This is a genomic window from Massilia sp. 01N417, from assembly GCF_056399645.1.
This window is the reverse complement of record NZ_JBFTRS010000027.1, coordinates 42,792-68,325: the sequence shown is the minus strand read 5'-3', so window position 1 is coordinate 68,325 and position 25,534 is coordinate 42,792. Positions and strand designations below refer to the sequence as shown.

Annotated in this window: 24 protein-coding genes; 11 read left to right on the top strand and 13 right to left on the bottom strand. The window is 65.8% G+C overall.

Going from position 1 to position 25,534, the window contains the following annotated elements:
• Positions 1–187 precede the first annotated feature (187 nt).
• Genes miaB through ybeY form a run of 3 tightly spaced genes read left to right on the top strand, consistent with a single transcriptional unit; the run spans position 188 to position 3,112 of the window.
• On the top strand, positions 188–1,561 hold the full coding sequence (gene miaB, locus AC1DOQ_RS23575) for a tRNA (N6-isopentenyl adenosine(37)-C2)-methylthiotransferase MiaB (protein ID WP_477369707.1): 1,374 nt from the start codon (positions 188–190) through the stop codon (positions 1,559–1,561).
• On the top strand, positions 1,558–2,661 hold the full coding sequence (locus AC1DOQ_RS23570; protein ID WP_477369705.1) for a PhoH family protein: 1,104 nt from the start codon (positions 1,558–1,560) through the stop codon (positions 2,659–2,661). Before miaB ends, AC1DOQ_RS23570 begins: the two co-directional genes overlap by 4 nt.
• Positions 2,642–3,112, top strand: a complete 471-nt coding sequence (ybeY, locus tag AC1DOQ_RS23565; protein ID WP_477369703.1) for an rRNA maturation RNase YbeY — start codon at positions 2,642–2,644, stop codon at positions 3,110–3,112. Before AC1DOQ_RS23570 ends, ybeY begins: the two co-directional genes overlap by 20 nt.
• A 39-nt stretch (positions 3,113–3,151) precedes the next feature.
• On the opposite strand, the gene AC1DOQ_RS23560 is transcribed toward ybeY, so the two are convergent.
• Both AC1DOQ_RS23560 and AC1DOQ_RS23555 read right to left on the bottom strand, forming a co-directional pair.
• Positions 3,152–5,389, bottom strand: a complete 2,238-nt coding sequence (locus tag AC1DOQ_RS23560; protein WP_477369701.1) for a xanthine dehydrogenase family protein molybdopterin-binding subunit — start codon at positions 5,387–5,389, stop codon at positions 3,152–3,154.
• A 14-nt stretch (positions 5,390–5,403) separates the two neighbouring features.
• Entirely contained in the window at positions 5,404–5,907 is a 504-nt protein-coding gene (locus AC1DOQ_RS23555) for a (2Fe-2S)-binding protein (protein WP_477369699.1), read from the bottom strand.
• 154 nt (positions 5,908–6,061) lie between these two features.
• Here AC1DOQ_RS23555 and AC1DOQ_RS23550 point away from each other — a divergent pair, with 154 nt between their 5' ends.
• The 7 genes from AC1DOQ_RS23550 to AC1DOQ_RS23520 all read left to right on the top strand — a co-directional run bounded on the left by AC1DOQ_RS23550 (position 6,062) and on the right by AC1DOQ_RS23520 (position 14,255).
• Complete coding sequence (locus tag AC1DOQ_RS23550; RefSeq protein WP_477369697.1) at positions 6,062–6,946, top strand: HlyC/CorC family transporter; 885 nt, start codon at positions 6,062–6,064, stop codon at positions 6,944–6,946.
• 169 nt (positions 6,947–7,115) lie between these two features.
• Positions 7,116–8,735, top strand: coding sequence for an apolipoprotein N-acyltransferase (gene lnt, locus AC1DOQ_RS23545; RefSeq protein WP_477369695.1), 1,620 nt, complete (start codon positions 7,116–7,118; stop codon positions 8,733–8,735).
• A gap of 114 nt (positions 8,736–8,849) precedes the next feature.
• Positions 8,850–9,797 carry a glycine--tRNA ligase subunit alpha gene (gene glyQ / locus AC1DOQ_RS23540; RefSeq protein WP_477369693.1) on the top strand — a complete coding sequence of 316 codons (948 nt, stop codon included), beginning with the start codon at positions 8,850–8,852 and terminating at the stop codon, positions 9,795–9,797.
• Between the two features lie 28 nt (positions 9,798–9,825).
• A complete protein-coding gene (glyS, locus tag AC1DOQ_RS23535) occupies positions 9,826–11,922 on the top strand; it encodes a glycine--tRNA ligase subunit beta (protein ID WP_477369691.1) in 2,097 nt (698 codons plus the stop codon).
• Positions 11,923–11,934: 12 nt separating this feature from the next.
• On the top strand, positions 11,935–12,495 hold the full coding sequence (gene gmhB / locus AC1DOQ_RS23530; RefSeq protein ID WP_477369689.1) for a D-glycero-beta-D-manno-heptose 1,7-bisphosphate 7-phosphatase: 561 nt from the start codon (positions 11,935–11,937) through the stop codon (positions 12,493–12,495).
• 51 nt (positions 12,496–12,546) lie between these two features.
• Positions 12,547–13,278: a lysophospholipid acyltransferase family protein gene (locus tag AC1DOQ_RS23525; RefSeq protein ID WP_441934697.1), complete on the top strand. Its 732-nt coding sequence runs from the start codon at positions 12,547–12,549 to the stop codon at positions 13,276–13,278.
• A 65-nt stretch (positions 13,279–13,343) separates the two neighbouring features.
• Complete coding sequence (locus tag AC1DOQ_RS23520; protein ID WP_477369687.1) at positions 13,344–14,255, top strand: M48 family metallopeptidase; 912 nt, start codon at positions 13,344–13,346, stop codon at positions 14,253–14,255.
• Positions 14,256–14,292: 37 nt separating this feature from the next.
• Here AC1DOQ_RS23520 and AC1DOQ_RS23515 read toward each other — a convergent pair whose 3' ends face one another.
• From AC1DOQ_RS23515 to AC1DOQ_RS23490, 6 genes are all read right to left on the bottom strand, one after another.
• A complete protein-coding gene (locus AC1DOQ_RS23515; protein ID WP_477369685.1) occupies positions 14,293–14,778 on the bottom strand; it encodes a YcxB family protein in 486 nt (161 codons plus the stop codon).
• Positions 14,779–14,896: 118 nt separating this feature from the next.
• Positions 14,897–16,183: a lipid IV(A) 3-deoxy-D-manno-octulosonic acid transferase gene (gene waaA / locus AC1DOQ_RS23510; RefSeq protein WP_477369683.1), complete on the bottom strand. Its 1,287-nt coding sequence runs from the start codon at positions 16,181–16,183 to the stop codon at positions 14,897–14,899.
• Entirely contained in the window at positions 16,180–17,163 is a 984-nt protein-coding gene (gene waaC, locus AC1DOQ_RS23505; RefSeq protein ID WP_477369681.1) for a lipopolysaccharide heptosyltransferase I, read from the bottom strand. Before waaC ends, waaA begins: the two co-directional genes overlap by 4 nt.
• An 11-nt stretch (positions 17,164–17,174) precedes the next feature.
• On the bottom strand, positions 17,175–18,557 hold the full coding sequence (locus AC1DOQ_RS23500; RefSeq protein WP_477369679.1) for a phosphomannomutase/phosphoglucomutase: 1,383 nt from the start codon (positions 18,555–18,557) through the stop codon (positions 17,175–17,177).
• 239 nt (positions 18,558–18,796) lie between these two features.
• Positions 18,797–19,126: an H-NS histone family protein gene (locus AC1DOQ_RS23495; RefSeq protein ID WP_477369677.1), complete on the bottom strand. Its 330-nt coding sequence runs from the start codon at positions 19,124–19,126 to the stop codon at positions 18,797–18,799.
• An 86-nt stretch (positions 19,127–19,212) separates the two neighbouring features.
• Positions 19,213–20,307 carry an MraY family glycosyltransferase gene (locus AC1DOQ_RS23490; protein ID WP_477369675.1) on the bottom strand — a complete coding sequence of 365 codons (1,095 nt, stop codon included), beginning with the start codon at positions 20,305–20,307 and terminating at the stop codon, positions 19,213–19,215.
• 304 nt (positions 20,308–20,611) lie between these two features.
• Here AC1DOQ_RS23490 and AC1DOQ_RS23485 point away from each other — a divergent pair, with 304 nt between their 5' ends.
• Positions 20,612–21,463 carry a symmetrical bis(5'-nucleosyl)-tetraphosphatase gene (locus AC1DOQ_RS23485; RefSeq protein ID WP_477369756.1) on the top strand — a complete coding sequence of 284 codons (852 nt, stop codon included), beginning with the start codon at positions 20,612–20,614 and terminating at the stop codon, positions 21,461–21,463.
• Positions 21,464–21,590: 127 nt separating this feature from the next.
• On the opposite strand, the gene AC1DOQ_RS23480 is transcribed toward AC1DOQ_RS23485, so the two are convergent.
• From AC1DOQ_RS23480 to ruvX, 5 genes are read right to left on the bottom strand one after another with little or no spacing between them, the layout of a single operon-like run.
• Positions 21,591–22,343 carry a lysophospholipid acyltransferase family protein gene (locus tag AC1DOQ_RS23480; RefSeq protein WP_477369673.1) on the bottom strand — a complete coding sequence of 251 codons (753 nt, stop codon included), beginning with the start codon at positions 22,341–22,343 and terminating at the stop codon, positions 21,591–21,593.
• 16 nt (positions 22,344–22,359) lie between these two features.
• A complete protein-coding gene (locus AC1DOQ_RS23475) occupies positions 22,360–23,643 on the bottom strand; it encodes a dihydroorotase (protein WP_477369671.1) in 1,284 nt (427 codons plus the stop codon).
• An 8-nt stretch (positions 23,644–23,651) separates the two neighbouring features.
• Positions 23,652–24,617: an aspartate carbamoyltransferase catalytic subunit gene (locus AC1DOQ_RS23470; RefSeq protein ID WP_477369669.1), complete on the bottom strand. Its 966-nt coding sequence runs from the start codon at positions 24,615–24,617 to the stop codon at positions 23,652–23,654.
• Positions 24,610–25,134: a bifunctional pyr operon transcriptional regulator/uracil phosphoribosyltransferase PyrR gene (gene pyrR, locus AC1DOQ_RS23465; RefSeq protein WP_477369667.1), complete on the bottom strand. Its 525-nt coding sequence runs from the start codon at positions 25,132–25,134 to the stop codon at positions 24,610–24,612. Before pyrR ends, AC1DOQ_RS23470 begins: the two co-directional genes overlap by 8 nt.
• Positions 25,118–25,513, bottom strand: coding sequence for a Holliday junction resolvase RuvX (gene ruvX / locus AC1DOQ_RS23460; RefSeq protein ID WP_477369665.1), 396 nt, complete (start codon positions 25,511–25,513; stop codon positions 25,118–25,120). Before ruvX ends, pyrR begins: the two co-directional genes overlap by 17 nt.
• Between the last annotated feature and the right edge of the window lie 21 nt (positions 25,514–25,534).

Here is a 25,534-nt window from a genome sequence, read left to right as displayed (position 1 = left end):
TTCCGACAATCACAAACATAACAGTTAGCAACCAGAAATCAAGATTTAACAATGTAACTGACTGTATCAGAAATTTTAGTTTGGAAATTAACCATTCCCAGCAGCACCAAAACCAGGCGCACACGCCCTTTTCCGGGCATGTTTCCGATTTGCGGTAAACTGGAATTCACTTGTCAAAGCATCAGCCATGCAGAAAAAAGTATTCATCAAGACCTTTGGTTGCCAAATGAACGAGTACGACTCGGACAAGATGGCGGACGTGCTCGGCGCGTCCGAAGGACTCGTACGCACCGACAGCCCCGAGGATGCCGACGTCATCCTCTTCAATACCTGCTCGGTCCGCGAAAAGGCACAGGAAAAGGTCTTCTCCGATCTCGGCCGCCTGAAGGAGCTCAAGCGTGGCAAGCCGGACCTCGTGATCGGCGTCGGCGGCTGCGTCGCCTCCCAGGAAGGCGAGGCGATCGTCAAGCGCGCGCCCCACGTCGACGTGGTGTTCGGCCCGCAGACCCTGCACCGCCTGCCGCAGATGATCCAGGCGCGGCGCGCCAGCGGCTCGGCCCAGGTCGACATCAGCTTCCCGGAAATCGAAAAGTTCGACCACCTGCCCCCGGCCAAGGTCGAAGGCCCGGTCGCCTATGTCTCGATCATGGAAGGCTGCAGCAAGTACTGCAGCTACTGCGTGGTGCCCTACACCCGCGGCGAGGAAGTCTCGCGCCGCTTCGAGGACGTGCTGACCGAAGTCGCCGGCCTCGCCGCCCAGGGCGTGAAGGAAATCATGCTGCTGGGCCAGAATGTGAATGCCTACCGCGGCCTGATGGAGGGTGGCGAGGGCGCGCCGCAGTTTGCCGATTTTGCCCTGTTGCTCGAATACGTGGCGGCGATCCCCGGCATCGAGCGCCTGCGCTTCGTCACCAGCCACCCGAAGGAATTCACCCAGCGCCTGATCGACGCCTATGCGAAGATCCCGCAGCTGGTAAATCACCTGTATCTGCCGGTGCAGCACGGTTCCGACCGCATCCTGCAGGCCATGAAGCGCGGCTACACCGGCCTCGAATACAAATCCATCATCCGCCGCATCAAGGCGGTGCGCCCGAACATCTCGATCTCCTCGGACTTCATCGTCGGCTTCCCCGGCGAGAGCGATGCCGACTTCGAAGCGATGATGAAGCTGGTGGAAGACGTCGGCTTCGACAACAGCTTCAGCTTCATCTTCAGCAAGCGCCCCGGCACCCCGGCCGCCAACCTCGAAGACGACACCCCGCACGAAGTCAAGCTGGCGCGCCTGCAGCGCCTGCAGGCCCAGATCGACCTGAACACCCGCAAGACCAGCGCGAGCATGGTCGGTACCGTGCAGCGCATCCTGGTCGAAGGTCCGGCCAAGAAGGGCCAGGGAGAGCTGGCCGGCCGCACCGAGAACAATCGCGTCGTGAACTTCGCCCCCGGCGAGCCTGGTGAAACGCTGGTCGGCCAGCTGGTCGACGTGCGCATCACCGAAAGCCTGGATTACACCCTGCGCGGCGACCTGGTCGCCAGCCTTGACTCGATTGCCAAAGCCAGTTGAAAACACCTACCCAGCCTTCGTATTTCTTCCCCGAGCCGCTCGATAACACGCGGCTCGCCCACCTCTGCGGCCCGCTCGACGAAAACCTGCGCCAGATCTCGGCCGCCCTCGACGTCACGATCTTCCGCCGCGGCGAGAAGTTCATCGTCAGCGGCACCAATGCCGAACGCGCGGTCGAGCTGCTCGAACGCTTCTACGCGGTGGCCAACAAGGTCGTGCCGATCGAGGAGGTGCAACTGGCCCTGGTGGAGCAGCGCGCCGGCCTGAAGCCGGCCGCCGCCGATGCCCCCGCCGCGCCCGAAGCGAAGAAGGTGCCGGGCGAAACCGTCAGCGCGGAAGCGGAGAACCTCGAACGCGACGAATCCGGCGAACTGGTCAGCCCGATGCTGAAGACCCGCCGCAGCGACCTGCGCGGCCGCACACCGCACCAGATCCAGTACCTGAAGGCGGTGCTCGAGCACGACATCAGCTTCGGCATCGGCCCGGCCGGTACCGGCAAGACCTATCTCGCGGTCGCCTGCGCCGTCGATGCGCTGGAGCGCGACGCCGTCAAGCGCATCATCCTGACCCGCCCGGCCGTCGAAGCCGGCGAGCGCCTCGGCTTCCTGCCGGGCGACTTCGCGCAGAAGGTCGATCCCTACCTGCGTCCGCTGTACGACGCGCTGTACGACCTGCTCGGCTTCGACCGCACCCAGAAGCTGTTCGAGAAGCAGGTGATCGAGATCGCCCCGCTGGCCTTCATGCGCGGCCGCACCCTGAACCACGCTTTCGTGATCCTGGACGAAGCCCAGAACACGACGGTCGAGCAGATGAAGATGTTCCTGACCCGGATCGGCTTCGGCAGCAAGGCCGTGGTCACCGGCGACGTGACCCAGGTCGACCTGCACAAGACCCAGCGCAGCGGCCTGGTCGACGCCATGCACGTGCTGAAGGACGTGCGCGGCATCGCCTTCACCCAGTTCTCCAGTGCCGACGTGGTGCGCCATCCGCTGGTCGGCCGCATCGTCGATGCCTATGAAAAATCCGCGTCGATGCAGGAGCTTGGCGCCCTGCCCGGCGTGGCCAAACCCGTGACCCGAAATGCAAGAAAAAAAGCATAAACTCGAACTCGACGTCCAGTACGCCGACACCCGCCTGGAAGCCTCGATCACGCCCGCGATGATCGAACGCTGGGTCCAGGCCTCCCTGCTCGGCCCGGCCGAACTGGCGATCCGCTTCGTCGACGCCGCCGAAGGCCAGCAGCTCAACCGCGACTACCGCGGCAAGGACTACGCGACCAACGTGCTGACCTTCGCCTACAACGAAGGCGCCGAGATCGACGACGACGAGCCTACCCAGGCCGACATCGTCCTCTGCACCGACGTGCTGGAGCGCGAGGCCGAGGAACAGAAGAAGACGGTCGAGGAACACGTGGCCCACCTGGTGGTGCACGGCGTGCTGCACGCGCAGGGCTTCGACCACGAGAACGACGAAGAAGCCGAGGAGATGGAGCAGCTGGAGCGCGACATCATGGAGGCGCTGGAGTATCCGGATCCTTATTCCGAGGACTAAGTAACCGTAGGGTGGGCACCCCGTGCCCACCCTACATCGTCAAGCTTTTTTCAGCTGCTCCCCGATCGGCAGCTTCCGCACCCGTTTCCCCGTCGCCGCAAACACCGCATTCGCGATCGCCGGCGCAATCCCCGAGGTCCCCGGCTCGCCGATCCCGCCCGGCTCGTCGTGGCTGTTGACGATATACACCTCCACGGTCGGCGCCTCGTTCATGCGCATCACGCGGTAATCCCCGAAATTGGTCTGCTGCACCCGGCCCTTGTCGAGGGTGATCTCGTCCCACAGCGCGGCGCTGGCGCCGAACACGATGCCGCCTTCCATCTGGGCGACGATGGTGTCCGGGTTGATGTTCTGGCCGCAGTCGACCGCGCACACCACGCGGTGCACGCGCACGTCGCCGCTTGGCCCGACCGAGACTTCCGCCACCTGCGACATATAACTGCCAAAGGCGAACTGCGCAGACACCCCGCGGCCGACCTTGCGGCCGGCGATCGGTTTCAAAGGCCGGCCCCAGCCCGCCTTCTCGACCGCCAGGTTCAGCACCGCCAAGGTGCGCGGCGACTTCTGCAGCAGCGCGCGGCGGAACGCGACCGGGTCGGTCTTGCTCGCATACGCCAGCTCGTCGATGAAGCTCTCGACCACGAAGATGTTGTGGGTCGGGCCGACGCCGCGCCAGAACGCGGTCGGCACGCCGGGCGGCTCGTGGCGCACGTACTCGACCCGCATGTCGGGAATCGTGTACTGCAGGTCGGCCGCCGCTTCCACGGCGTCCGGGTCGACGCCGTTCTTGACCATCGGCGGCGCGAAGCGCGCCATGATCGAGGAACCGGTCACGCGGTGGAACCAGGCCAGCGGCATGCCCTTGTCATCGAGCTTGGCCGACAGGCGGTCATAATAGTAAGGGCGGTACATATCGTGCTGGATGTCTTCCTCCCGGGTCCAGATGACCTTCAGCGGCCCCTTGGCCAGCTTGGCGAAGGCCACCGCCTGGATCACGTTGTCGACTTCCAGCCGGCGCCCGAAGCCGCCGCCCAGGTAATGGTTGTGCACCTTCACCTTCTCGATCGGCAGGCCGGTGATCTTGGCCGCCGCGCCCTGCGCCAGCGCCGGCACCTGGGTGCCGACCCACAGCTCGCAGGCATCCGCGCGCAGGTCGACCGTGCAGTTCATCGGCTCCATGGTCGCGTGGGCCAGGAAGGGCATCTCGTAGATGGCGTCGATGCGGCGTCCGCCGTCCTGGCCCAGCACCTTCAGGGCATCGCCCTTGTTGGTGGCGACCGCGCCGGTGCCCTGAGAGACCTTGGCCATGTCGGCCACGATCGAGGCCGTGCTGACGTTGGCGTTGGGGCCGTCGTCGAAGCGCGGCGCCGCGGCCAGCAGGCCCTGCTTCGCGGTCCAGAAATTATCGGCGACCACCGCCACCGCGCCTTCGATGCGCAGCACCTGGCGCACGCCCTTGACCGCCATCGCCTTCTGCTCGTCCACCGCCGCCACCTTGCCGCCCGTGACAGGCGAGGCCATCACCGCCGCGATGCCCATGTTCGGCAGGCGCGCGTCGATGCCGAACAGGGCCTGGCCATTGACCTTCACCGGCGAATCCAGGCGTTTCATCGACTTGCCGATCAGGGTGAAGTCGGCCGCGTCCTTCAGGGTCACGGTCTTGGGGAACTGCAGCTTGGAGGCGGCGTCGACGAATTCGCCGAAATGGCCCGAGCGGTTCGAGGCATCGTGGCGCACGGTGCCGCCGACCACCTTCAGCTCCTTCTCGTCCACCTTCCAGGTCTGGGCGGCCGCCTGGACCAGCACCGTGCGGACCTTGGCGCCGGCCTCGCGCAGCGGCTTCCAGGCGCCGCGCACCGACGTCGAGCCGCCCGTCACCTGGCCGCCCAGCATCGGATCGGCATACAGGCCGTTGTCGGCCGGCGCCTGCTCCAGCTTCACCTTCGACAGGTCGGCGCCCAGCTCCTCGGCCAGCAGCATCGGCATCGAGGTGAAGGTGCCCTGCCCCATCTCGACCTTGTGGACGATGAGGGTGACCAGGCCGTCGCGGTCGATGCGGATGAAGGCGTCGTGGGCCAGGCCGGCCGGCTCGGAGGCCGCGGTGGCGGCCTGGCCGACCGCCGTCTCGGACGGCTTTTCCTTGCGGTCGTTGTGCCCATCCTTGCCGTCGCGGCTGCAGCCGAACAGCGAGAAGCCGAACACCAGGCTGCCGCCCGCCACCGCGCCGGCCTTCATGAAGCCGCGGCGCGAACCCGATACTTTTTCCTTGGTTTCCATGTGCGTTCCTCGGTTCAGGCCTTGCGCGGCGCTTGCGGTTGTGCGGCGGGGGCCACCGCCGGCGACGGGATGCCGGCCGCGATCTTGATCGCCTTGCGGATCCGCCCATAGGTGCCGCAGCGGCAGATATTGCCGGCCATGGCGCTGTCGATGTCGGCGTCGCTCGGCTTGGCGTTCGACTGCAGCAGCGCGGTGGCCGACATGATCTGGCCCGACTGGCAGTAACCGCACTGCACCACGTCGACCTGGCGCCAGGCGTCCTGCACCTTTGCGCCGACCGGATCGTTGCCGATCGCCTCGATGGTCGTGATCTTCTTGCCGGCCGCCGCCGAGACGGGCGTCACGCAGGAGCGGATCGGCTGGCCGTCCAGGTGCACGGTGCAGGCGCCGCACAGGGCGGCGCCGCAGCCGAACTTGGTGCCGGTCAGTCCCATCACGTCGCGGATGGCCCACAGCAGGGGCATGTCGTCGGGGATCTCGAGATTGGTGGTGGTGCCGTTGATGTCCAGGGCGGGCATGAAGAACTCCTTCGGTAGCGAATGAGCAACTATAAGGCAAGCGGCGGACCGGAGGGCGCACACAATTGCCGGGCCAGGCGAGCTGCATAAAAAACAGGCATCCGCGCTTTTGGTGTATCCTAATGCCCATCGCAACAACGGCTTCACGCCAACTATGCCCGAGCACCCTGCTGACGTCCGTAACGACGTCAAAACCCACCGGTCGCTGTTCGAACGGCTGACCGCCCTGATCTCCCCCGAGCCCGAAAATCGCGCCGAGCTGCTCGAAGTGCTGCACGACGCCCACGAACGCAACCTCATCGACGCCGATGCCCTCTCCATGATCGAGGGCGTGTTCCAGGTATCCGACCTGTCGGTGCGCGACATCATGGTCCCGCGTTCGCAGATGGACGTCATCGACATCACCAAGCCGATCGAGGAATGGCTGCCGATCGTGCTCGAGACGGCGCACTCGCGCTTCCCCGCCATCGAGGGCGAGCGCGACAAGGTGGTCGGGATCCTGCTGGCCAAGGACCTGCTGCGCTACTACGCCGAGGAATCCTTCGACGTGCGCGACATGCTGCGCCCGGCCATCTTCATCCCCGAATCGAAGCGCCTGAACGTACTGCTGCGCGACTTCCGCGCGAACCACAACCACATGGCCATCGTGGTCGACGAGTACAGCGGCGTGGCCGGCCTGATCACCATCGAGGACGTGCTGGAGCAGATCGTCGGCGACATCGAGGACGAATACGACTTCGACGAGGAAGAGGACAACGTCCTGTCGATCAAGGAAGGCCAGTTCGGCCCGCGCTGGCGCGTCAAGGCCCTCACCGAGATCGACCAGTTCAACGAAGAAATCGGGGTCGACCTGCCCGAGGACGACGTCGACACCATCGGCGGCCTGGTGGCCAGCCACCTGGGACGCATGCCGCACAAGGGCGAGGTCTTCGACCTGGACAACCTGCGCTTCGAGGTCCTGCGCGCCGACGCGCGCCAGATCCACGTGCTGCTGGTCGAAAAACTGCCTTCGCGCGACGGCGACGTCGATCACGACTGACAATATAATCCGTCGTTCCCGCAATGACTGCCGTCGTTCCCGCAATAACTGCCGTCGTTCCCGCGCAGGCGGGAACCCAAGTTGGACGAGCAGGCGATACGCATGCAAACTTGGATCCCCGCCTGCGCGGGGAGTCGTTTCCGGCAATGCCGGGAACGACGAACTAACAATGCGGGGACGACGAGCTAATGAATTGGACCCACGCTTGATCCTGCGCCGCCGTACCCAGACCGCCACCGCGCCCGACCCGGCGCTGCGCGGCACCCGTCCCTCCTTCGCCGGCCTCGCCCTTGCCGCCATCGCCGGCGCGGCGAGCCTGTTCTCCTTCGAACCCTTTGGCTGGTGGCCGCTGCAGTTCCTCTGCCTGGCCTACTTCTTCTACCAGGTCGGCATGGGCAGCTCGACCCGCCGCGCGCTGTGGCTCGGCTGGGCCTTCGGCTTCGGCTGGTCGGTGGGCGGCATGCACTGGCTGTATATCGCCCTGAACCGCTTCGGCGGCCTGGCCGCGCCGCTGTCGGCCGCCGCCATCGGCCTGCTCGGCCTCTACATGGGCCTGTTCGCCGCGTTTGCGGCAGGCGCTTCGAGCTGGCTGCGCAAGCGCTGGTCGCTGCCGGTGCCGGCCTTTCTGCTGCTGGTGTTTCCGGTGCTGTGGGGGGTGTCGGAATGGATGCGCGGCTGGGTCTTCACCGGCTTCCCCTGGGCCGCTTCCGGCTATGCCCACAACACCGCGCCCCTCGCCGGCTTCGCGCCCATCCTCGGCGTGTACGGCATCGGCGTGCTGGTGGCCCTGTGCGCCTCCTGCCTGGTGATGCTGACCCAGCGCCGCCGCTGGCCGGCACTCGGCCTGGCGTCCGGCGTGCTGCTTGCCGGCTGGGGCCTCGGCCACGTCGAGTGGACCCACCCGGCCGGGCAGCCGATCAGCGTGCGACTGCTGCAGGGTGACATCCGCCAGGACGAGAAATTTGCCTCCGCCTACCTGAACCAGATCCTGACGCGCTACCGCGACATGGTCACGGCCGCGCCGGCCGACCTGATCGCGGCGCCGGAGACCGCCATTCCCGTGTTCCCGCAGCAGCTGCCGCCGGACTACCTGGCCGGCTTCGGCGACTATGCGAAGCGCAGCGGCAGCTTCCTCATGTTCGGCATCCCGCTGGCCGACGGTCCCGACGCCTATGCCAACAGCGTGGCCGGCATCGGTCCGCAGGGCCAGGCCTACCGCTACGACAAGCACCACCTGGTGCCCTTCGGCGAATTCATCCCGACCGGCTTCCGCTGGTTCACGAACCTGATGCACATCCCGCTGGGCGACTTCACCCGCGGCCAGGCGGTGCAGGCGCCGTTTGCCGTGAAGGACCAGCTGGTGCTGCCCAATGTCTGCTACGAAGACGTGTTCGGCGAAGAGATCGCCAAACAGCTGCGCGACGCCCCCCGTCCGGCCACCCTGCTGCTGAACGTCTCGAACCTGGCCTGGTATGGCGAGTCGGTGGCGATTCCCCAGCACCTGCAGATCTCGCGCATGCGCTCGCTCGAGACCGGGCGGCCGATGCTGCGCGCGACGAACAACGGCGCCACCGCCATCATCGACGGCCGCGGCAATGTCCAGCAGGTGCTTCCCTATTACCGCCAGGACGTCCTGACGGCCAGGGTGCAGGGCATGGCCGGCAGCACGCCGTATATCCGCTTCGGCAACCTGGCCTTCCTGGCGCTCGGCGCCCTGATGCTGCTGGGTGCCTGGCTGGCCGGACGTTCGCGCCGGATGCCGAAGAAAAGTGACCAAACCGCCGGCTGATTTCGCGATTCGTTTCGAGTCAGCCGTGAAAACCCGCTAAAATTGGCCTTTTAGCAAACTCACCGCGGTCGCGGCCAGCGTGCCCGACGCCGATACATAGCTCCACGCCCAAAAATGCTTACATTCCAACAAATCATTTTGACCTTGCAAACCTACTGGGACAAGCAAGGTTGCGCCCTGCTCCAGCCGTACGACATGGAAGTCGGCGCGGGCACCTTCCACACCGGCACCTTCCTGCGCGCGATCGGCCCCGAGCCCTGGCGCGCCGCCTACGTGCAGCCGTCGCGCCGCCCGAAGGATGGCCGCTACGGCGAGAACCCGAACCGCCTGCAGCACTATTACCAGTACCAGGTGGTGCTCAAGCCCGCGCCCGAAAACATCCTCGACCTCTATCTCGGCTCGCTGGCCGCGCTGGGCCTGGACCTCAAGAAGAACGACGTCCGCTTCGTCGAGGACGACTGGGAGAGCCCGACCCTGGGCGCCTGGGGCCTGGGCTGGGAAGTCTGGCTGAACGGCATGGAGGTGACCCAGTTCACCTACTTCCAGCAGGTCGGCGGCCTCGATTGCAAGCCGGTGCTGGGCGAGATCACCTACGGCATCGAACGCCTGGCGATGTACCTGCAGGGCGTCGAGAACGTGTACGACCTGGTCTGGACCGAGTGGGAAGAGAACGGCGCGGCCGGCGAACCGGTTACCAAGCGCCTGTCCTACGGCGACGTCTTCCACCAGAACGAAGTCGAACAGTCGACCTACAACTTCGAGCACTCGAATACCGAACTGCTGTTCCAGGCTTTCAATAACCACGAGAGCGAGGCCAAGCGCCTGATCGAACTGGAGCTGACCCTGCCGGCCTACGAGCAGATCATGAAGGCCTCGCACAGCTTCAACCTGCTGGACGCGCGCGGCGCGATCTCCGTCACCGAGCGCGCCGCCTACATCGGCCGCGTGCGCACGCTGTCGCGCCTGGTCGCCCAGGCCTATTACGACTCGCGCGAGAAGCTCGGTTTCCCGATGCTGCCGAAATCGCCCGAAGTCGATGTCGCCGAAGTCAAAGTCGGCTGAGCCCCCAGGAACGGACAAGAACAGAATCATGAATCAAACCCTACTCGTCGAACTGCAGACCGAAGAGCTGCCGCCGAAGGCCCTCGTCAAACTGGGCGCCGCTTTTGCGAACGGCATCGCCAATGGCCTGAAGGCCCGCGACTTCCTCGATGCCGGCAGCATCGTCACCGCCTATGCGACCCCGCGCCGACTGGCCGTGTCGATCACGAACGTGCGCCCGACCTCGCCGGACAAGGCGATCCGCGAAAAAGTGCTGCCGGTTGCGGTGGCCCTGGACAAGGACGGCAAGCCGACCGCGCCGCTGGCCAAGAAGCTGGCCGCGCTGGGCTTCCCCGACCTGAAGATCGAAGACCTGGAACGCGCCCAGGACGGCAAGGCCGAGAGCTTCTTCTACAGCCATACCGCCCCGGGCAGCAATCTGGCCGACGGCCTGCAGCCGGTGCTGGAGGAAACCGTCGCCAAGCTGCCGATCCCGAAAGTGATGAGCTACCAGCGTCCGGATGGCGAGACCGTGCAGTTCGTGCGCCCGGTCCATTCCCTGCTGGCCCTGCACGGCGACGCCGTGGTGCCGCTCTCGCTGCTCGGCCTGGCCAGCGGCCGCGCAACCCTCGGCCACCGCTTCCTGTCGGATGGCCAGCCCTTCGACATCGCACACGCCGAGCAGTACGCCGCCGTGCTGAAGGACCAGGGCAAGGTGGTCGCCAGCCCCGAGGACCGCAAGGCAACCATCCGCACCCAGCTGCTGGCCAAGGCCGGCGGCGACCAGGTGCTGATGCCGGAATCGCTGCTGGACGAAGTGGCGGCCCTGGTCGAGTGGCCGGTGGTCTACGAATGCCGCTTCGAGGACGTGTTCCTGTCGGTGCCGCAGGAATGCCTGATCCTGACCATGCAGACCAACCAGAAGTACTTCGCGCTGACGGACAGCGCCGGCAAGCTGCGCTCGCGCTTCCTGATCGTCTCCAACATCGAGACCGACGACCCGGGCGCCATCGTCGGCGGCAACGAGCGCGTGGTGCGCCCGCGCCTGTCGGACGCCAAGTTCTTCTTCGAGCAGGACAAGAAGAAGTCGCTGGAATCGCGCCTGCCCCTGCTGGCCAACGTGGTCTACCACAACAAGCTGGGCACCCAGCTTGATCGTACCCAGCGCGTCACCCGCCTGGCCGGCGCCATCGCGCGCCGCCTGGGCTACGACGTGCTGCTGGCCGAACGCGGCGCCCAGCTGGCCAAGGCCGACCTGCTGACCGACATGGTCGGCGAGTTCCCGGAACTGCAGGGCATCATGGGCACCTACTACGCCCGCAACGACGGCGAGAACGAGGAAGTGGCGCTGGCCGCTTCCGAGCACTACCAGCCGCGCTTCTCGGGCGACGCCCTGCCGTCGACGAATACCGGCCTGGCCGTGGCGCTGGCCGACAAGCTGGAAACCCTGGTCGGCATCTGGTCGATCGGCCTGCAGCCGACCGGCGAGAAGGACCCGTTCGCGCTGCGCCGCCACGCCCTGGGCGTGATGCGCATGCTGGTCGAGAAGCGCCTGCCGCTGGGTATCTCCGAGCTGCTGAAGGACGCCACCGGCGTGTTCGACTACATGGCGTCGTTCAAGGACCCGAGCGTGGAAGTCGGCGCCTTCATGCTGGACCGCCTGCGCGGCATGCTGCGCGACCGCGGCTTCTCGCCGAACGAGGTGGAAGCGGTGCTGGCCCAGAACCCGGACCGCGTCGACGACGTGGTGCAGCGCCTGGAAGCCGTGCAGGCCTTCGCCGCGCTGCCGGAAAGCGCTTCGCTGGCGGCCGCCAACAAGCGCATCACCAACATCCTCAAGAAAAACGAGGAAGCGCTGGCGCAGGCAGGCTCGGTGGATCCCGCCCTGCTGCAGGACGAGGCCGAGAAGAAGCTGTACGCCAGCGTGCAGCGCGTGCAGCCGGACGTCGATGCCGCCTTCGCGCGCGGCGACTTCAGCGGCACGCTCAAGACCCTGGCCCAGCTGCGCGACGACGTCGACGCCTTCTTCAACGACGTGATGGTGATGGCCGAAGACGTCAAGCTGCGCAACAACCGCCTGGCCCTGCTGGCGATCCTGCACGGCATGATGAACCGCGTGGCCGACATCTCCAAACTGGCGGCATAAGCAGGACGCACCATGAAGCTGATCATCCTCGACCGGGACGGCGTCATCAACCATGACTCCCCCGAGTTCATCAAGTCGCCGGCCGAGTGGATCCCGATCCCGGGATCGCTCGAGGCGATCGCACGCCTGAACCAGGCCGGCTACCGCGTGGTGGTGGCCTCGAACCAGTCCGGCATCGCGCGCGAGCTGTTCGACATCACCACCTTGAACGCCATCCACCAGAAGATGCACGCGGCGGCCCAGCTGGTCGGCGCCGACATCGACGCCATCTTCTTCTGCCCGCATGCGGCGATCGACAACTGCGACTGCCGCAAGCCGAAGGCCGGCATGTTCGAGGAGATCAGCAAGCGCTTCAAGCTCAGCCTGAAGGGCGTGCCGACCGTCGGCGACTCGCTGCGCGACCTGCAGGCCGGCTTCATCAGCGGCTGCTCGCCCTACCTGGTCCTGACCGGCAAGGGCGAGAAGACCTATGCCACCGGCGGCCTGCCGCCCGGCACCCAGGTCTTCCCCGACCTGGCGGCGATGGTCACCGCCTTCCTCAAGCAACCTGCCTCTAGCCCACCAGCCGCCTGATCTGCTAAGCTGAGCTGAGCAATCATTGCCGATCCATCCGGAGACCGTTCCTTGCGTACTGCCATCCTGTTCCTGCGCTCCCTGTTGTTCACGATTGTCATGATCGTCGCCACCGTGGTCTGGGCCTGCGTCTGCTTCCTCGCCGCGCCTTTCAAGTACAACACGCGCTTCTGGGTGACCTCGCGCTGGAACGTCTTCGTCATCTGGCTCGCCAAGGTCCTGTGCGGGATCCGCTATGAGTTCAAGGGCTACGACAACCTGCCGCAAGGCCCGGCGATCCTGCTGTCGAAGCACCAGTCGGCATGGGAGACGATCTTCCTGCTGCCGAACATGACGCACCCGCTGGTGTTCGTCTTCAAGAAGGAAATCCTGTACATCCCCTTCTTCGGCTGGGCCATGGCCCTGCTGCGCATGATCCCGATCGACCGCAAGCGCGGCAAGCGCGCCTTCGCCGACGTGATCCGGCACGGCAAGCGCCGGCTGGCCGACGGCCAGTGGATCATCATGTTCCCGGAAGGGACCCGGATCCCGGTCGGCCAGAAAGGCCAGTACAAGAGCGGCGGCACGCGCCTGGCGATCGCCACCGGCGCCGTGGTCGTGCCGATCGCGCACAATTCGGGCGAATGCTGGCCCAAGAACTCGTTCATCAAGCGTCCGGGCCTGATCACGGTCTCGATTGGCAAGCCGATATCGCCGGAAAACCACACTCCCGACAGTCTGATGCAAGAGGTCGAAAATTGGATAGAATCGGAAATGCGCGTCATTTCGCCCCACGCCTACTGAGGTACCTGGACGAACTGGGCGCGCAGACCACAGCACCATCCAGAGTACCAACGCTGCAGCCCTCCATGACCTCCCCGAAGATCGACGCGACACAGCTCGAGCTGTTCGCGCAAGAATTTTTTGCGGCGCTCAAACCCGTCGCATCGCCACCGGCGGCGCCCAAGCCGCCGGCCCCCTTGTTCAAGCCGCCGCCCACGCCGACCCGCAGCCTGCCGATTCCGCCGGTCGGTCCGAACGACGGCCCGCTGCGCAAGATCCAGCTCGGCTCCCACACCGTCCATTACCTGCTGCGCCGCTCGGCGCGGCGCTCCCACGGCTTCATGATCAGCGACGATGGTCTGCACGTGACCTCGCCGCGGCGCGCGCCGATGGACGACGTCGAACGTGCCATCCGCGCCAAGCAGAACTGGATCCTCACCAAGCTGTTCGAACGCAGCGAGCGGCGCAGCATGCGCGCCCAACGCGCGCCGGTCGAATGGGTCGACGGCGCCAGCCTGCCCTACCTGGGCTTTGATGTCGTGCTGCGCCTGGAGCCGGCCACGCGCAGCCACTGCGTGTTCGATGCGGATTCGCGCGAGCTGCGCCTCGGCGTGACGCCGGGACTGGAGGAATGGCAGATCCGCGAACGGGTCAAGCTGTGGTTCCAGGACGAAGCCAGGAAGCTGTTCCGCGAACGCCTGGACCTGTATGCGCCGCGCGTCGGCGTGCGCTATAGCGCCTTCGCGCTGTCCTCGGCCGGCACGCGCTGGGGCTCGTGCACGGTGGCCGGCAACATCCGCCTGAACTGGAAGCTGGTCCACTATCCGCTGGCGCTGCTGGATTACGTGGTGGTGCACGAGCTGGCCCACCTGCGCGAGATGAACCACAGCCCGGCGTTCTGGGCCGTGGTGGGCGAAGTTTTCCCGGATTACGAAGGCGCCAAGGCGGGCCTCAGGAAGCGCTCGATCGAGATGCCGGCGTTGTTCCCCGACGAGTGACGTAGGGTGGGCACACCGTGCCCACGCATCGCCACCATTACGCGGCGCCGCGTAATTGCAACTCACCCGCCGCGCGCGCCGCGGCGATCCCCTTCATCGCATCGACCTCTTTCGAGCTCAGGCAGCGGAAGGGAATCGGCAGCGTGCCGCGCTTGAGCACCATCATGAAGCCGTTCGTGTAAGTACGGATGCGCGCCACGTCGTCCCAGCCGATCAGGGTCACCCCGGTGTCGCTGGTGCGCACGATGCCGTGCTGGTCGATGGTGAATTCGTAGGTGCGGCGTCCGCGGCGCAGCAGCACGAAGTGGGCGGCGGCCGCCAAGGTGCTCTTGATGCGCAGGTAGAGGCCCATCGGCCAGCCGATGCGGCGGCGGCGGATCAGGTAGCCGCCGTGCTCCCACATGAAGCGTATGTACTCCATCAGCGAGTAGCGAACCCAGAAATGCAGGCTGTAACGCGCTGCGGGAGGATGCACGACCGGAATCGGCGCCGGCGGCATTGCGTCGGCTCCAAGATCCCTCATTTCAGGTGCGTCCATGAGCGCGGCGCCGCCATCCACGTTGCCGCCCGCTCGCGCACGATTAGACCACAACATGTGCATCCCCTTTCGTTTACCAAGCTAAAGAGAATGGTAACAAAAGCTATGCAATAAGTTGTCGCAAGAGTTCAACAGTGCGCGCGGTCGCGCCGCGATGGCGTCCGGCGAATGCCAGCGCCTGCTCGCCCATGCGCGCACGGGCGGCGCCGTCGCCCAGCAGGCGGGCCGCCTCGCTCATCAGCGCGCCGGCATCCGGTACGCGCAGGGCCGCGCCGGCCTCGACGGCCTCCTCGGTGGCTTGCAGGAAGTTGAAGGTGTGTTCGCCGACCAGCACCGGTTTGCCGACGGCGCAGGCTTCGATCAGGTTCTGGCCGCCCAGCGGCATCAGGCTGCCGCCGATGAAGGCGCAGTCGCAGGCCGCGTAATAGGCGAACATCTCGCCCATCGAATCGCCCAGCAGCACGTCGGCATCGACCTCATGGTTTCCTCCTGCAGGAAGGGCCGACCTGCGCGCCAGGCTCAGGCCGCGCTCCTCGACCATGCGCGCGACCTCGTCGAAGCGCTGCGGATGGCGCGGCACCAGCAGCAGCAGCATGCCCGGCGGCTTGTTGGCCAGCGCGCGCCAGGCGTCGAGGATGAGCGCCTCCTCGCCTTCGCGGGTCGAGGCGCACAGCAGCACCGGACGCCCGATGAAGTGCGAACGCAGCATGGCACCGGTCTGCAGCGCGCTGTCCGGCGGCACCACATCGAACTTGATGCTGCCGGTGACGGCGACCTCGGGCGCGCCCAGCGAGGCGATGCGGGCCGCGTCGGCCTCGGTCTGGGCCGCGGCCAGGGTGATGCCGCGCGCCGCCTCCATCATCAGTCCGCCGAAGCGCTGGCCGCGACGCAGCGAGCGCTCCGACAGGCGGGCATTCACCAGCGCCACCGGCACCGCGTGGCGATCGCAGACGGCAACCAGGTTCGGCCACACTTCCGTCTCCATCAGGATGCAGATCGAGGGCTCGAAATGGCGCAGGAAGCGGCCGACCATGAAGCCGGTATCGTAGGGCAGGAAGGACTGGACCACGCGGTCGCCGTGTTTGCCGAACAGTGCCTTGCCGGTGGCGCGGCCGGTCGGCGTCATGTGGGTCAGCAGGATGCGGCAGGCCGGCCATTCGCGCAGCAGGGCTTCGACCAAGGGCTCGGCGGCACGGGTTTCGCCGACCGATACCGCATGCACCATAATGGTGCGTTTTAGTTGCCGGTCGGGCCCCGGTTTCGGGCCGTAGAAGCCGAGCCGTTCGCCCAGGTGCTGGCGGTAGCCGGGCTCCCGGCGTCCGCGCCACCACAGGCGGCCCAGCACCAGCGGCAGCGCCAGCCACCACAGCAGGGAATACAGCAGTCTCATCGCGCTTGCTCCAGCAGGCGCCGCGCGGCGGCGATGACCTCGTCGCTGGAGGGCGGATGCCCTGTATCGCCGAGATTCACGATGCGCGGCGACCAGTTGCCCTCGGTCTTCCAGCGCGGCGAATCGCAGTAGATCTCGACCGTCGGCCGGACGAAAGCCGCGGCGATGTGGGTCAGGCCGGTATCGACGCCGACCGCCAGCGCCGCGTGGCGGGCCAGCTCGACCGCGTCCATCATCGACAGCTTCGGCAGCACGCGCGCATTCGGCAGCGCGGTGGCCAGGCGGTCGGCTTCGTCCTTTTCCTTCGGCGAGCCCCAGGGCAGCAGAATCGTCATGGGCGCCAGCGCCTGGCCGAGCGCGATCCAGTTGGCGGGCGCCCACTTCTTGGCATCGCGCGCGGTGCCGTGGAAGAACACGGCGTAATCCGCGGCCGGCATCCAGTCGGGGCGCCTGGCCGGGTCGGGCGCGGGCAGGCCGAAGTCGGGCGGGGTGTCGGCCGCATAGCCGAGGCTTGCTGCGGCAATTTCGCGGCCGCGCTGGACCGCATGGGTGCGCAGCGCCACCGGAATGCTGCGGCCATGGAAGATGCGCGAGGCGCCCTCGTAGCCGGAATCCTCGGTGCCGTTCGCCATGCCGATCTTCTGGCCGCCGGGACGCACGCGCGCGGCCGCCATCACGAGGCCGGTCTTGATCAGGCCCTGGGTATCGAACACGTAGTCGTACTGTTCCGCGCGCAGGTCGCGGAAGAAGGCGCGCACTTCGGCGCGCACGGCCTTGTCTCCCAAGCCTTTTTTCCAGCGCCGCAGCGCGAACGGAATCACCTTGCGCACATGCGGGTTCAAGCGCACCAGGCTGACATAGCCCTCTTCCACCACCCAGTCGATCTGGGCGTCCGGATGGTGGCGCAGGATGTCGGCCACCATCGGCAGGTTGTGCAGGACGTCGCCGAGGGACGACACCCGCACCAGAAGGATCTTCAACTTGGACTCACTCAGAACGGCAGTTTGGCGTCGGGCTTGGCGGCCAGGATCACGCGTGCGAATTCCTTCTGGATGCGCGCCAGGGCTTCCGGGGTTTCGCCTTCGAAGCGCAGCACCACCACCGGGGTCGTGTTCGAGCCGCGCGCCAGGCCGAAGCCGTCGGCATACTCGACGCGCAGGCCGTCGATGTCGACCACACGCTCGGCGCCCGGGAACTGCGCATCCGTGCGCAGCTTCTCGATCAGCGCGAAGTTCTCGCCTTCCTGCAGGTGCAGGTGCAGTTCCGGCGTACTGCTGGCCTTCGGCAGCGCGTTCAGCACGGCGGACGGATCGGCCGAGCGGGTCAGGATCTCGAGCAGGCGCGCGCCGGTATAGAGGCCGTCGTCGAAACCGAACCAGCGGTCCTTCCAGAAGATGTGACCGCTCATCTCGCCGCCCAGCGGGGCGCCGGTTTCCTTCAGCTTGGCCTTGACCAGCGAGTGGCCGGTCTTCCACATCAGCGGGCGGCCGCCGTGCTCGGCGATCCAGGGGCCGAGGTGGCGCGTGCACTTGACGTCGTAGAGGATTTCGGCGCCCGGGTTGCGCGACAGGACGTCGGCCGAGAACAGCATCATCTGGCGGTCCGGGAAGATGATCTGGCCATCCTTGGTGACCACGCCGAGGCGGTCGCCGTCGCCGTCGAAGGCCAGGCCGATCTCGGCGTCGCCGTCGCGCACCGCCGCGATCAGGTCTTCCAGGTTTTCCGGATGCGCCGGATCCGGATGGTGGTTCGGGAAGTGGCCGTCGACTTCGCAGAACAGTTCCGTCACCTCGCAGCCCATCGCGCGATACAGCTCGCCGACGAAGGCGCCGGCCACGCCGTTGCCGGCATCGACCGCGATCTTGATCGGACGGGCGATCCTGACGTCGCCGGCGATGCGCTGGATGTATTCATCCTTGATGTCGTGGGTGGCATAGGCGCCCTGGCTTGCTGCCGGCTTGAAGTCGCCGCGCTCGATCGACTGGTAGAGAGCCTGGATGGCGTCGCCGTAGATGGCCTCGCCGGCGAGCACCATCTTGAAGCCGTTGTAATCCGGCGGGTTGTGGCTGCCGGTGACCATGATGCCGCTGTGCGCGTCCAGCACATTGGTGGCGAAGTACACCATCGGGGTGGCGACCATGCCGAGGTCGATCACGTCGACGCCCGCTTCGCGCAGGCCATCGGCCAGGCTTGCGGCCAATGCGGGGCCGGACAGGCGGCCGTCGCGGCCGATCACGACCTTGCGCTCTCCCTTGGCCAGCGCTGCCGCGCCGAAGGCCTGCCCGATCTTCCTTGCGATGCCTGCGTCGAGTGTGCTATCGAGCACGCCGCGGATGTCGTATGCCTTGAAGATCGTTTTGGAGAGAGGGACCATTGCCTATACCTTGGTGGAAAAAGAGCTTCATTGTAATGGCAAGCACGAGGCTTGGGAACGATGCGTCCCTGGAGTGCGGCGGCCAATCGGGAGTGAAGCGCGGGAGTGAAGCGCGGGAGTGTAACGCGGAGAGTGTAAAGCGGGGGTAATGCGGGGATACGGCAGAAATGATCGGCAATCGGAATCGATACCGGAAATCCGCCGCCGCGGATCAGGCGGCGGCGAGCGCGGGATTCAGATCAGACGCGCAGCTTGTCCAGCGATTTACCGCCTTCGACCCATTCCTTCACCCATTTCGGCTGACGGCCACGGCCGGTCCACTGCTGGGATTCATTGTCCGGATTACGATAACGAACGGCGACCGAGCCCGTACCCGATTTGGCACCGGCCTTGGCGCTGCGGCCGGCGGTGGCGATCAGGTCTTTCAGGGGAACGCCAACGCTTTGCGCGATCGCAATGATCTGTTCGCGGGCTTTTTGTACTTCCTGCTGCTCACGCTGTTTCATTTCCTGCTTGATCTGCTCCTGCAGGTTACGCAAATCGCCCAAGGACATATTAGACAGATCCATCATCGTTCCTTTATCAATGTTAAGTTGAAACAGATTTTATCGAAATCTCACCAATTGTCGCAATATACACCATTTGCAATAATCTGTTAGTTCTTTTTGTTCCAAATCAGCCAACGCGGGGACTTGAATCGAACAATACGCGCGTACAACCAAACGTAACTGATAATGAACAACAAACAGAAGAATATCAGGGCGCCTGTATTCCGCCAGAACACGGTTGCCGGAATAACCGCAGTCAATGAAAACAGCCACAGGTAAGGCGAAGTACGGGCATTCCTTTTCATGAGTGCGCGCGCCTCCTTGCGACCGACAGTCCATTGAACGATGCGCCGGAAAATCAGGCTATGCAGATGAATACCATCCGGCATTGCGGGAGATTTGCCCCGTACAAACATGCGTCTATAAGCAGAGAACAGGGTTTCGAAAGCCGGATAAATCAACAGTAATGCCGCATACCAGGTCGACACCGAGGGATTGCGCATCACCAGCAGCAGGGCCAGTTCGCCCAGCATGAATCCGATGAAGTAAGCGCCGCCGTCGCCAAGGAAAATCAGGCCGACCGGATAATTCCAGATGAGGAAGCCGGCGGTCGCGCCGGCCACCGTCAGCGCCGCCACCACGATGAACATGTCGCCCACCTGCATGGCGACGTAGGCCAGCGATACCAGCATGAATATCGTGACCACGCTGGCCAATCCGTTGAAGCCGTCGATGATATTCACCGCATTCGCGATCCCGGCCACCGCCAGCACCGTCAGCGGCAGCACGATCCATGGCGAGAGCAGGCTCCAGCTCATGAACGGCATATCCAGCCGCGCGATTTTCGCGTCCAGTACCAGATAGCCGAACAGGGCCGCGATCATGGTTAATACCAGGCGCCGCGACGCCCTCACCTTGCCGGTATAGTCTTCGACGATTCCGCCGGCGAAGGCGATCGAGGAGCACACCAGCAGCGCCAGCAGCCAATAACCGAGGGAGGGCTGGCGCCATACCGAAATGCCGGCGCTGATGGCAACCGCCAGGAAAATCGGCAGGCCGCCGATCCTCGCCACATCGTGCAAATGGACCTTCTGGACGCCGCTGAAATTGTTGTCGAGCGCAGGTCCATGCAATTTCGAATGCTTGATGACCAGCAGGGTCAGCAGTGCAGAGGAGACAAAGCTCACAAGGAATGAAAACATTTATTATTCTTCAAATGCAATAGCCGACCAGGCGATCCGCATACAAGCCGCGCATCGGGCCCGAATATTTTGCCGGCTTCCGCTTCATTGCACATATTCGATGCAGACTGCGGCAAAACGCCATTGTACTGGATTAAGCGAAGCGTCCCGAAACCGGGCAGTTTACGCGCACATGGCCGGTTCCGATTGACGGAGATCGGTATTTTCCCCGGCACCGCCGGGCAGCGGTCGACTAGTTACATTTAGAAATGAACTCATGAGGGCCCTGCATCAATTCGTCCAAATACTTTAGTATGGCTTCATGATGAAAACTTATGTGATTGGCGACCTGCAGGGGTGCGCCCATGAAGCCGGCCTGCTGCTGGAACGAATTGCCGCCGATGCGCACTCGATGGAGGAAGCGCGCGTCCTGTTCGTCGGCGACCTGATCAACCGTGGTCCGGCATCGCTGACCGCGCTGCGGCGCATGAAGGCGCTGTCCGAAACCAGCGGCGGCCGGGTCGAGGCCCTGCTCGGCAACCACGACCTGCACCTGCTGGCGGTGGCGGCCGGGGTGCAGAAGACCAGCCGCTCGGACACCCTCGACGAGATCCTGGCCGCGCCCGACCGCGACGAACTGATCGCCTGGCTGCGCCGGCGCCCGCTGGCGATGTTCGTCGATGCGCACCTGCTCGTGCATGCGGGCGTGCCGCCGCAATGGAGCGCGGAGCAGACCATGCGGCTGGCGGCCGAGGTCGAGGCGGTGCTGCGCGGCGACGGCTGGGCCGATTTCCTGGCGCAAATGTACGGCAACGAACCGGACCGCTGGGACGACGCGCTGACCGGCATCGACCGCCTGCGCTGCATCGTCAACGCCCTCACCCGCATGCGCCTGTGCTGGCCGGACGGCCGCATGGACTTCCAGCACAAGGAAAGCGACAAGGGGCCGGAAGGCTCGAGCCTGCTGCCCTGGTTCGACGTACCTGGCCGCCACACCGCCGACGTCACCGTGGTGTTCGGCCACTGGTCGGCGCTGGGCCTGGTGCTGCGTCCGAATCTGGTGGGCCTGGACAGCGGTTGCGTGTGGGGTGGGAAGCTGACTGCGGTTTGTCTGGATGATCGGACTTTGCTGCAGGTGGATTGTCCGGAGTATCGGGAGCACAGCGGGAAGAAGTAGGCTCTTGATACGTCGTCCCCGCGAAGGCGCGAGTCTGCGCCTCGCCCCAAGTTCTGCTTGAGCTGTCGAAACGCATGCAAACTTGGATCCCCGCCTTCGCGGGGACGACGGTCAGGTGGTGCGGGCCTTAATGCGCCGTATCTTGCGCACTCACGCCCAACGCTGCCCCAATCGCCCCATGCGCCGCCCGCGCCAGCTCGCGCCGGTGCGCGCCCTGCGTCTCGATCGGCGCCAGGCAAGCCAGCCGCGCCCGCACCGGCTCGCCACCCAGGATGCGCAAGATGCTGTCCACGAACGTGGTCTCGCCGGTGTAGTCCACGGCCGGATGCCAGTCGCCTCCCGCGTCGAGGTAGGACAGCGCCACCGGCTGCACCGGGACCCGGGCGTCGATCGCCGCTTCGAACAGGTTGGCGTGGAAAGGCAGCAGGCTGCCCTGGCTGGCCGTGGTCCCTTCCGGGAAGAAGGCGACCCGCTGGTGCTGGGCCAGGGCGTCCACCAGTCCCTTGAAGATGTGGCGCAGGTCGCGCCGGTTGCCGCGCGCGATGAACACGGTGCCGGCCTGCGCGACCAGCCAGCCGACCACCGGCCAGGCGCGGATCTCGGCCTTGGCCACGAAGCGGCAGGGGTGCAGGGAATTGATGACGAAGATGTCGAGCCAGGAAATGTGGTTCGACACGATCAGGGCGTGCTGCAGCGGCCTGCCTCCTGAGCCGCGCTCGAGCTCCACCCGGCAGATGCCCAGCAGGCGCGCCGACCAGCGCCGCACCAGGCGCTCGCGCAGCGGCGCGCCGGCCCAGGGGAAGACCAGCGCGCAGGTAAGCAGGCCTTGCAGGAGGTGGAGGACGAGGCGCGCGAGGCGCCACGCGAGACGGATCTTCACACCGTGGCGACGCTGTTCAACGCTCCCAGGCGAGGTGGCCGGCAACGACGGTCGCCTTGACCTGGCCGGAGAGCTCGTAGCCGAGGAAAGGCGTGTGCTTGCCCTGGCTGGCCAGCGCCGACGGCGCCACCAGCCAGCGTGCCTGCGGATCGAACAGCACCACGTCGGCGCTGGCGCCGACCGACAGCGTACCCGCCGACAGGCCGGCCGTGCGCGCCGGGTCGGCGGTGATCTTGCGGATCGCCTGGGGCAGCGCATCGGCCTGGCCGTGCTGCTCTTCGGCCCACTTCAACATCAGCGACAGCAGCAGCTCGAGGCCGGTGGCGCCGGGCGAGGCTTCGGCGAAGGGCAGCAGCTTTTCGTCGTCGTCGACCGGGGTGTGGTCGGAGCAGACGGCATCAACGGTGCCGTCCAGGACTGCGGCGCGGATCGCCTCGCGGTCGCGCTGGCTGCGCAGCGGCGGGGTCAGGCGCGCGTTCGGGTCGAAGAAGCCGATGTCGGCATCGGTCATGTGCAGGTGGTGTACGCCGACGTCGCAGCTGACCGGCAGGCCTTCCTTCTTGGCTGCGCGGATCAGCTCCAGCGCGGCGGCGGACGAGATGCGGCACAGGTGCACGCGCGCGCCGGTCGCGCGCATCAGTTCGAAGATGGTATGCAGGGCGATGGTCTCGGACATCACCGGCACGCCGGACAGGCCCATGCGCGAGGCCAGCGGGCCGGCGTGGGCGATGCCGCCGCGGCCGATGTGCGGATCCTGCGGACGCAGCCAGACCGTGTAGCCGAAGGTCTTGGCGTACTGCAGGGCGCGCAGCAGCACCGTGGTGTCCTCGATCGGCTCCTCGGCCTGGGCGAAGCCGATGCAACCGGCCTCGGTCAGCTCGGCCATCTCGGTCAGGGCCTTGCCCTTCAGGCCGACGGTCAGCGCGCCGAGCGGATGCACATTGGCCTGGTTCAGGATGCGCGCGCGGTGCTTGAGCATCTCGACCAGGCCCGGCTCGTCGAGCACCGGGTCGGTGTCCGGCGGGCAGACCAGGGTGGTCACGCCGCCCTGCACCGCCGCCTGCATCTCCGATTCCAAGGTCGCCTTGTATTCGTAGCCCGGCTCGCGCAGGCGCGCGGACAGGTCCACCAGGCCGGGCGCGACCACCAGGCCGCCGGCGTCGATGGTGCGCTCGGCGGCGAAGCCTGCCGGCGCGCTGCCCACGGCGGCGATCCTGCCGTCGGCGATGAAGAGGTCCTGCACGGCGTCGATGCCGTTTGCCGGGTCGATCACCCGGCCGTTCTTGATATGTAGTTTCATGCCCGAGTTCATCCGTGAGTACCTGCCAGAATGCTCATCACCGCCATGCGCGTGGCGATGCCAAACGTCACCTGCGGCAGGATCACCGCCTGCGAGCCGTCCGCCACCGCGGAGTCGATCTCGACGCCGCGGTTCATCGGTCCAGGGTGCATCACGATCGCGCCAGGTGCGGCCAGCGCCAGGCGTTCCGGGGTCAGGCCGTAGCTCTTGAAGTATTCGCCGGCCGAGGGCAGCAGCGCGCCCGACATGCGCTCGTTCTGCAGCCGCAGCATGATGATCACGTCGACGTCCTTCAGGCCCTCTTCGATGTTGGTGAAGACCCGCACGCCCATCTGTTCCAGGCCGCCCGGCAGCAGGGTGTACGGGCCGATGGCGCGCACTTCCGGCACGCCCAGCGTGGTCAGCGCATGGATGTCCGAACGCGCCACCCGGCTGTGCAGGATGTCGCCGACGATCGCCACCCGCAGGTTGGTGAAGTCCTTTTTATAGTGGCGGATGGTGTACATGTCGAGCAGGCCCTGGGTCGGATGCGCATGGCGCCCGTCGCCGGCGTTCACCACGTGCACGTGGTTTTGCCTGGTGTCGTTCAGGTGCTTGGCGATCAGGTAGGGCGCGCCGGACTGCGAGTGGCGCACCACGAACATGTCGGCGTGCATGGCCGCCAGGTTGTCGATGGTGTCGAGCAGGGACTCGCCCTTGCTGGTCGAGGAAGCCGCGATGTTCAGGTTGATGACGTCGGCCGACAGGCGCTTCGAGGCGATCTCGAAGGTGGTGCGGGTGCGGGTCGAGTTCTCGAAGAACAGGTTGAACACGCTCTTGCCGCGCATCAGAGGCACCTTCTTGACCTCGCGGTCGGAGATGCTCACGAAGCTCGATGCGGTATCGAGGATGTGGTTGATGATGGACTTGGGCAGGCCTTCGATGGTGAGAAGGTGCTGCAGCTCGCCGTTCTTGTTGAGTTGCGGGTTATGCATTGTCGTCTTCGATCGTGAGCGAGAGTTGGCCGGCGGCGTCGCGCGACAGGGACAGCGACTGGCCGGCTTGGAGCGTGGCGTGGGCGCCGACGAAATCGGCGGCGACCGGCAGCTCGCGGCCGCCACGGTCGGCCAGTGCCGCCAGCATGATGCGCTGCGGGCGGCCGTAGTCGAACAGCACGTTGATCGCGGCACGCACCGTGCGGCCGGTGTACAGGACGTCGTCGACCAGCACGATGGCCGCGCCGTCGACATTGAAGTCGATGCGGGTCGGCTTCACGTCCGGGTGCAGGCCCTTCTTCGCATAGTCGTCGCGGTAGAACGAGACGTCGATGAAGCCCAGGCGGTTTTCCAGGCCGAGGTCGGCGGCGAGCCGTTCGGCCAGCCAGGCGCCGCCCGAATGGATGCCGACGATGGCGGCATCGGGCAGGCCGGCAAGCCCGGCGCGCACCTGCTCGAGCAGGGTCCGGTACAGGGCCTCCGCATCGAAGTCCGGTGTTTCAATAGTTGTTGGCATGATCGTCAAAGTATTGTTGCAAAATGATGGCGGCGGCCTTGGCGTCGATGATCTCGCCGCGCTTGGCGGGGATCACGGCCGACGAGTAGCGTTCGTCGACCAGCTCGACGGGCAGGTTGAAACGGCCGTGCAGCTGGTTGGCGAAGCGGCGCGAACGCAGGGTCATCTCGTGTTCGGCGCCGTCGGGATGGCGCGGCTCGCCGACGACGAGAAGCGCCGGCTTCCATTGCTCGATGAGTTCGCCGATAACCTTGAAACGGCTTGCGTTGTCGATGGCCTTGATGACGGACAAGGGCTGTGCCTGTCCGGTCAGCGTGTTGCCCATCGCGATGCCGATCCGCTTCACGCCGAAGTCGAATCCGAAAACGATCTCTACCATTACAGGGACGCGATCCCCTTC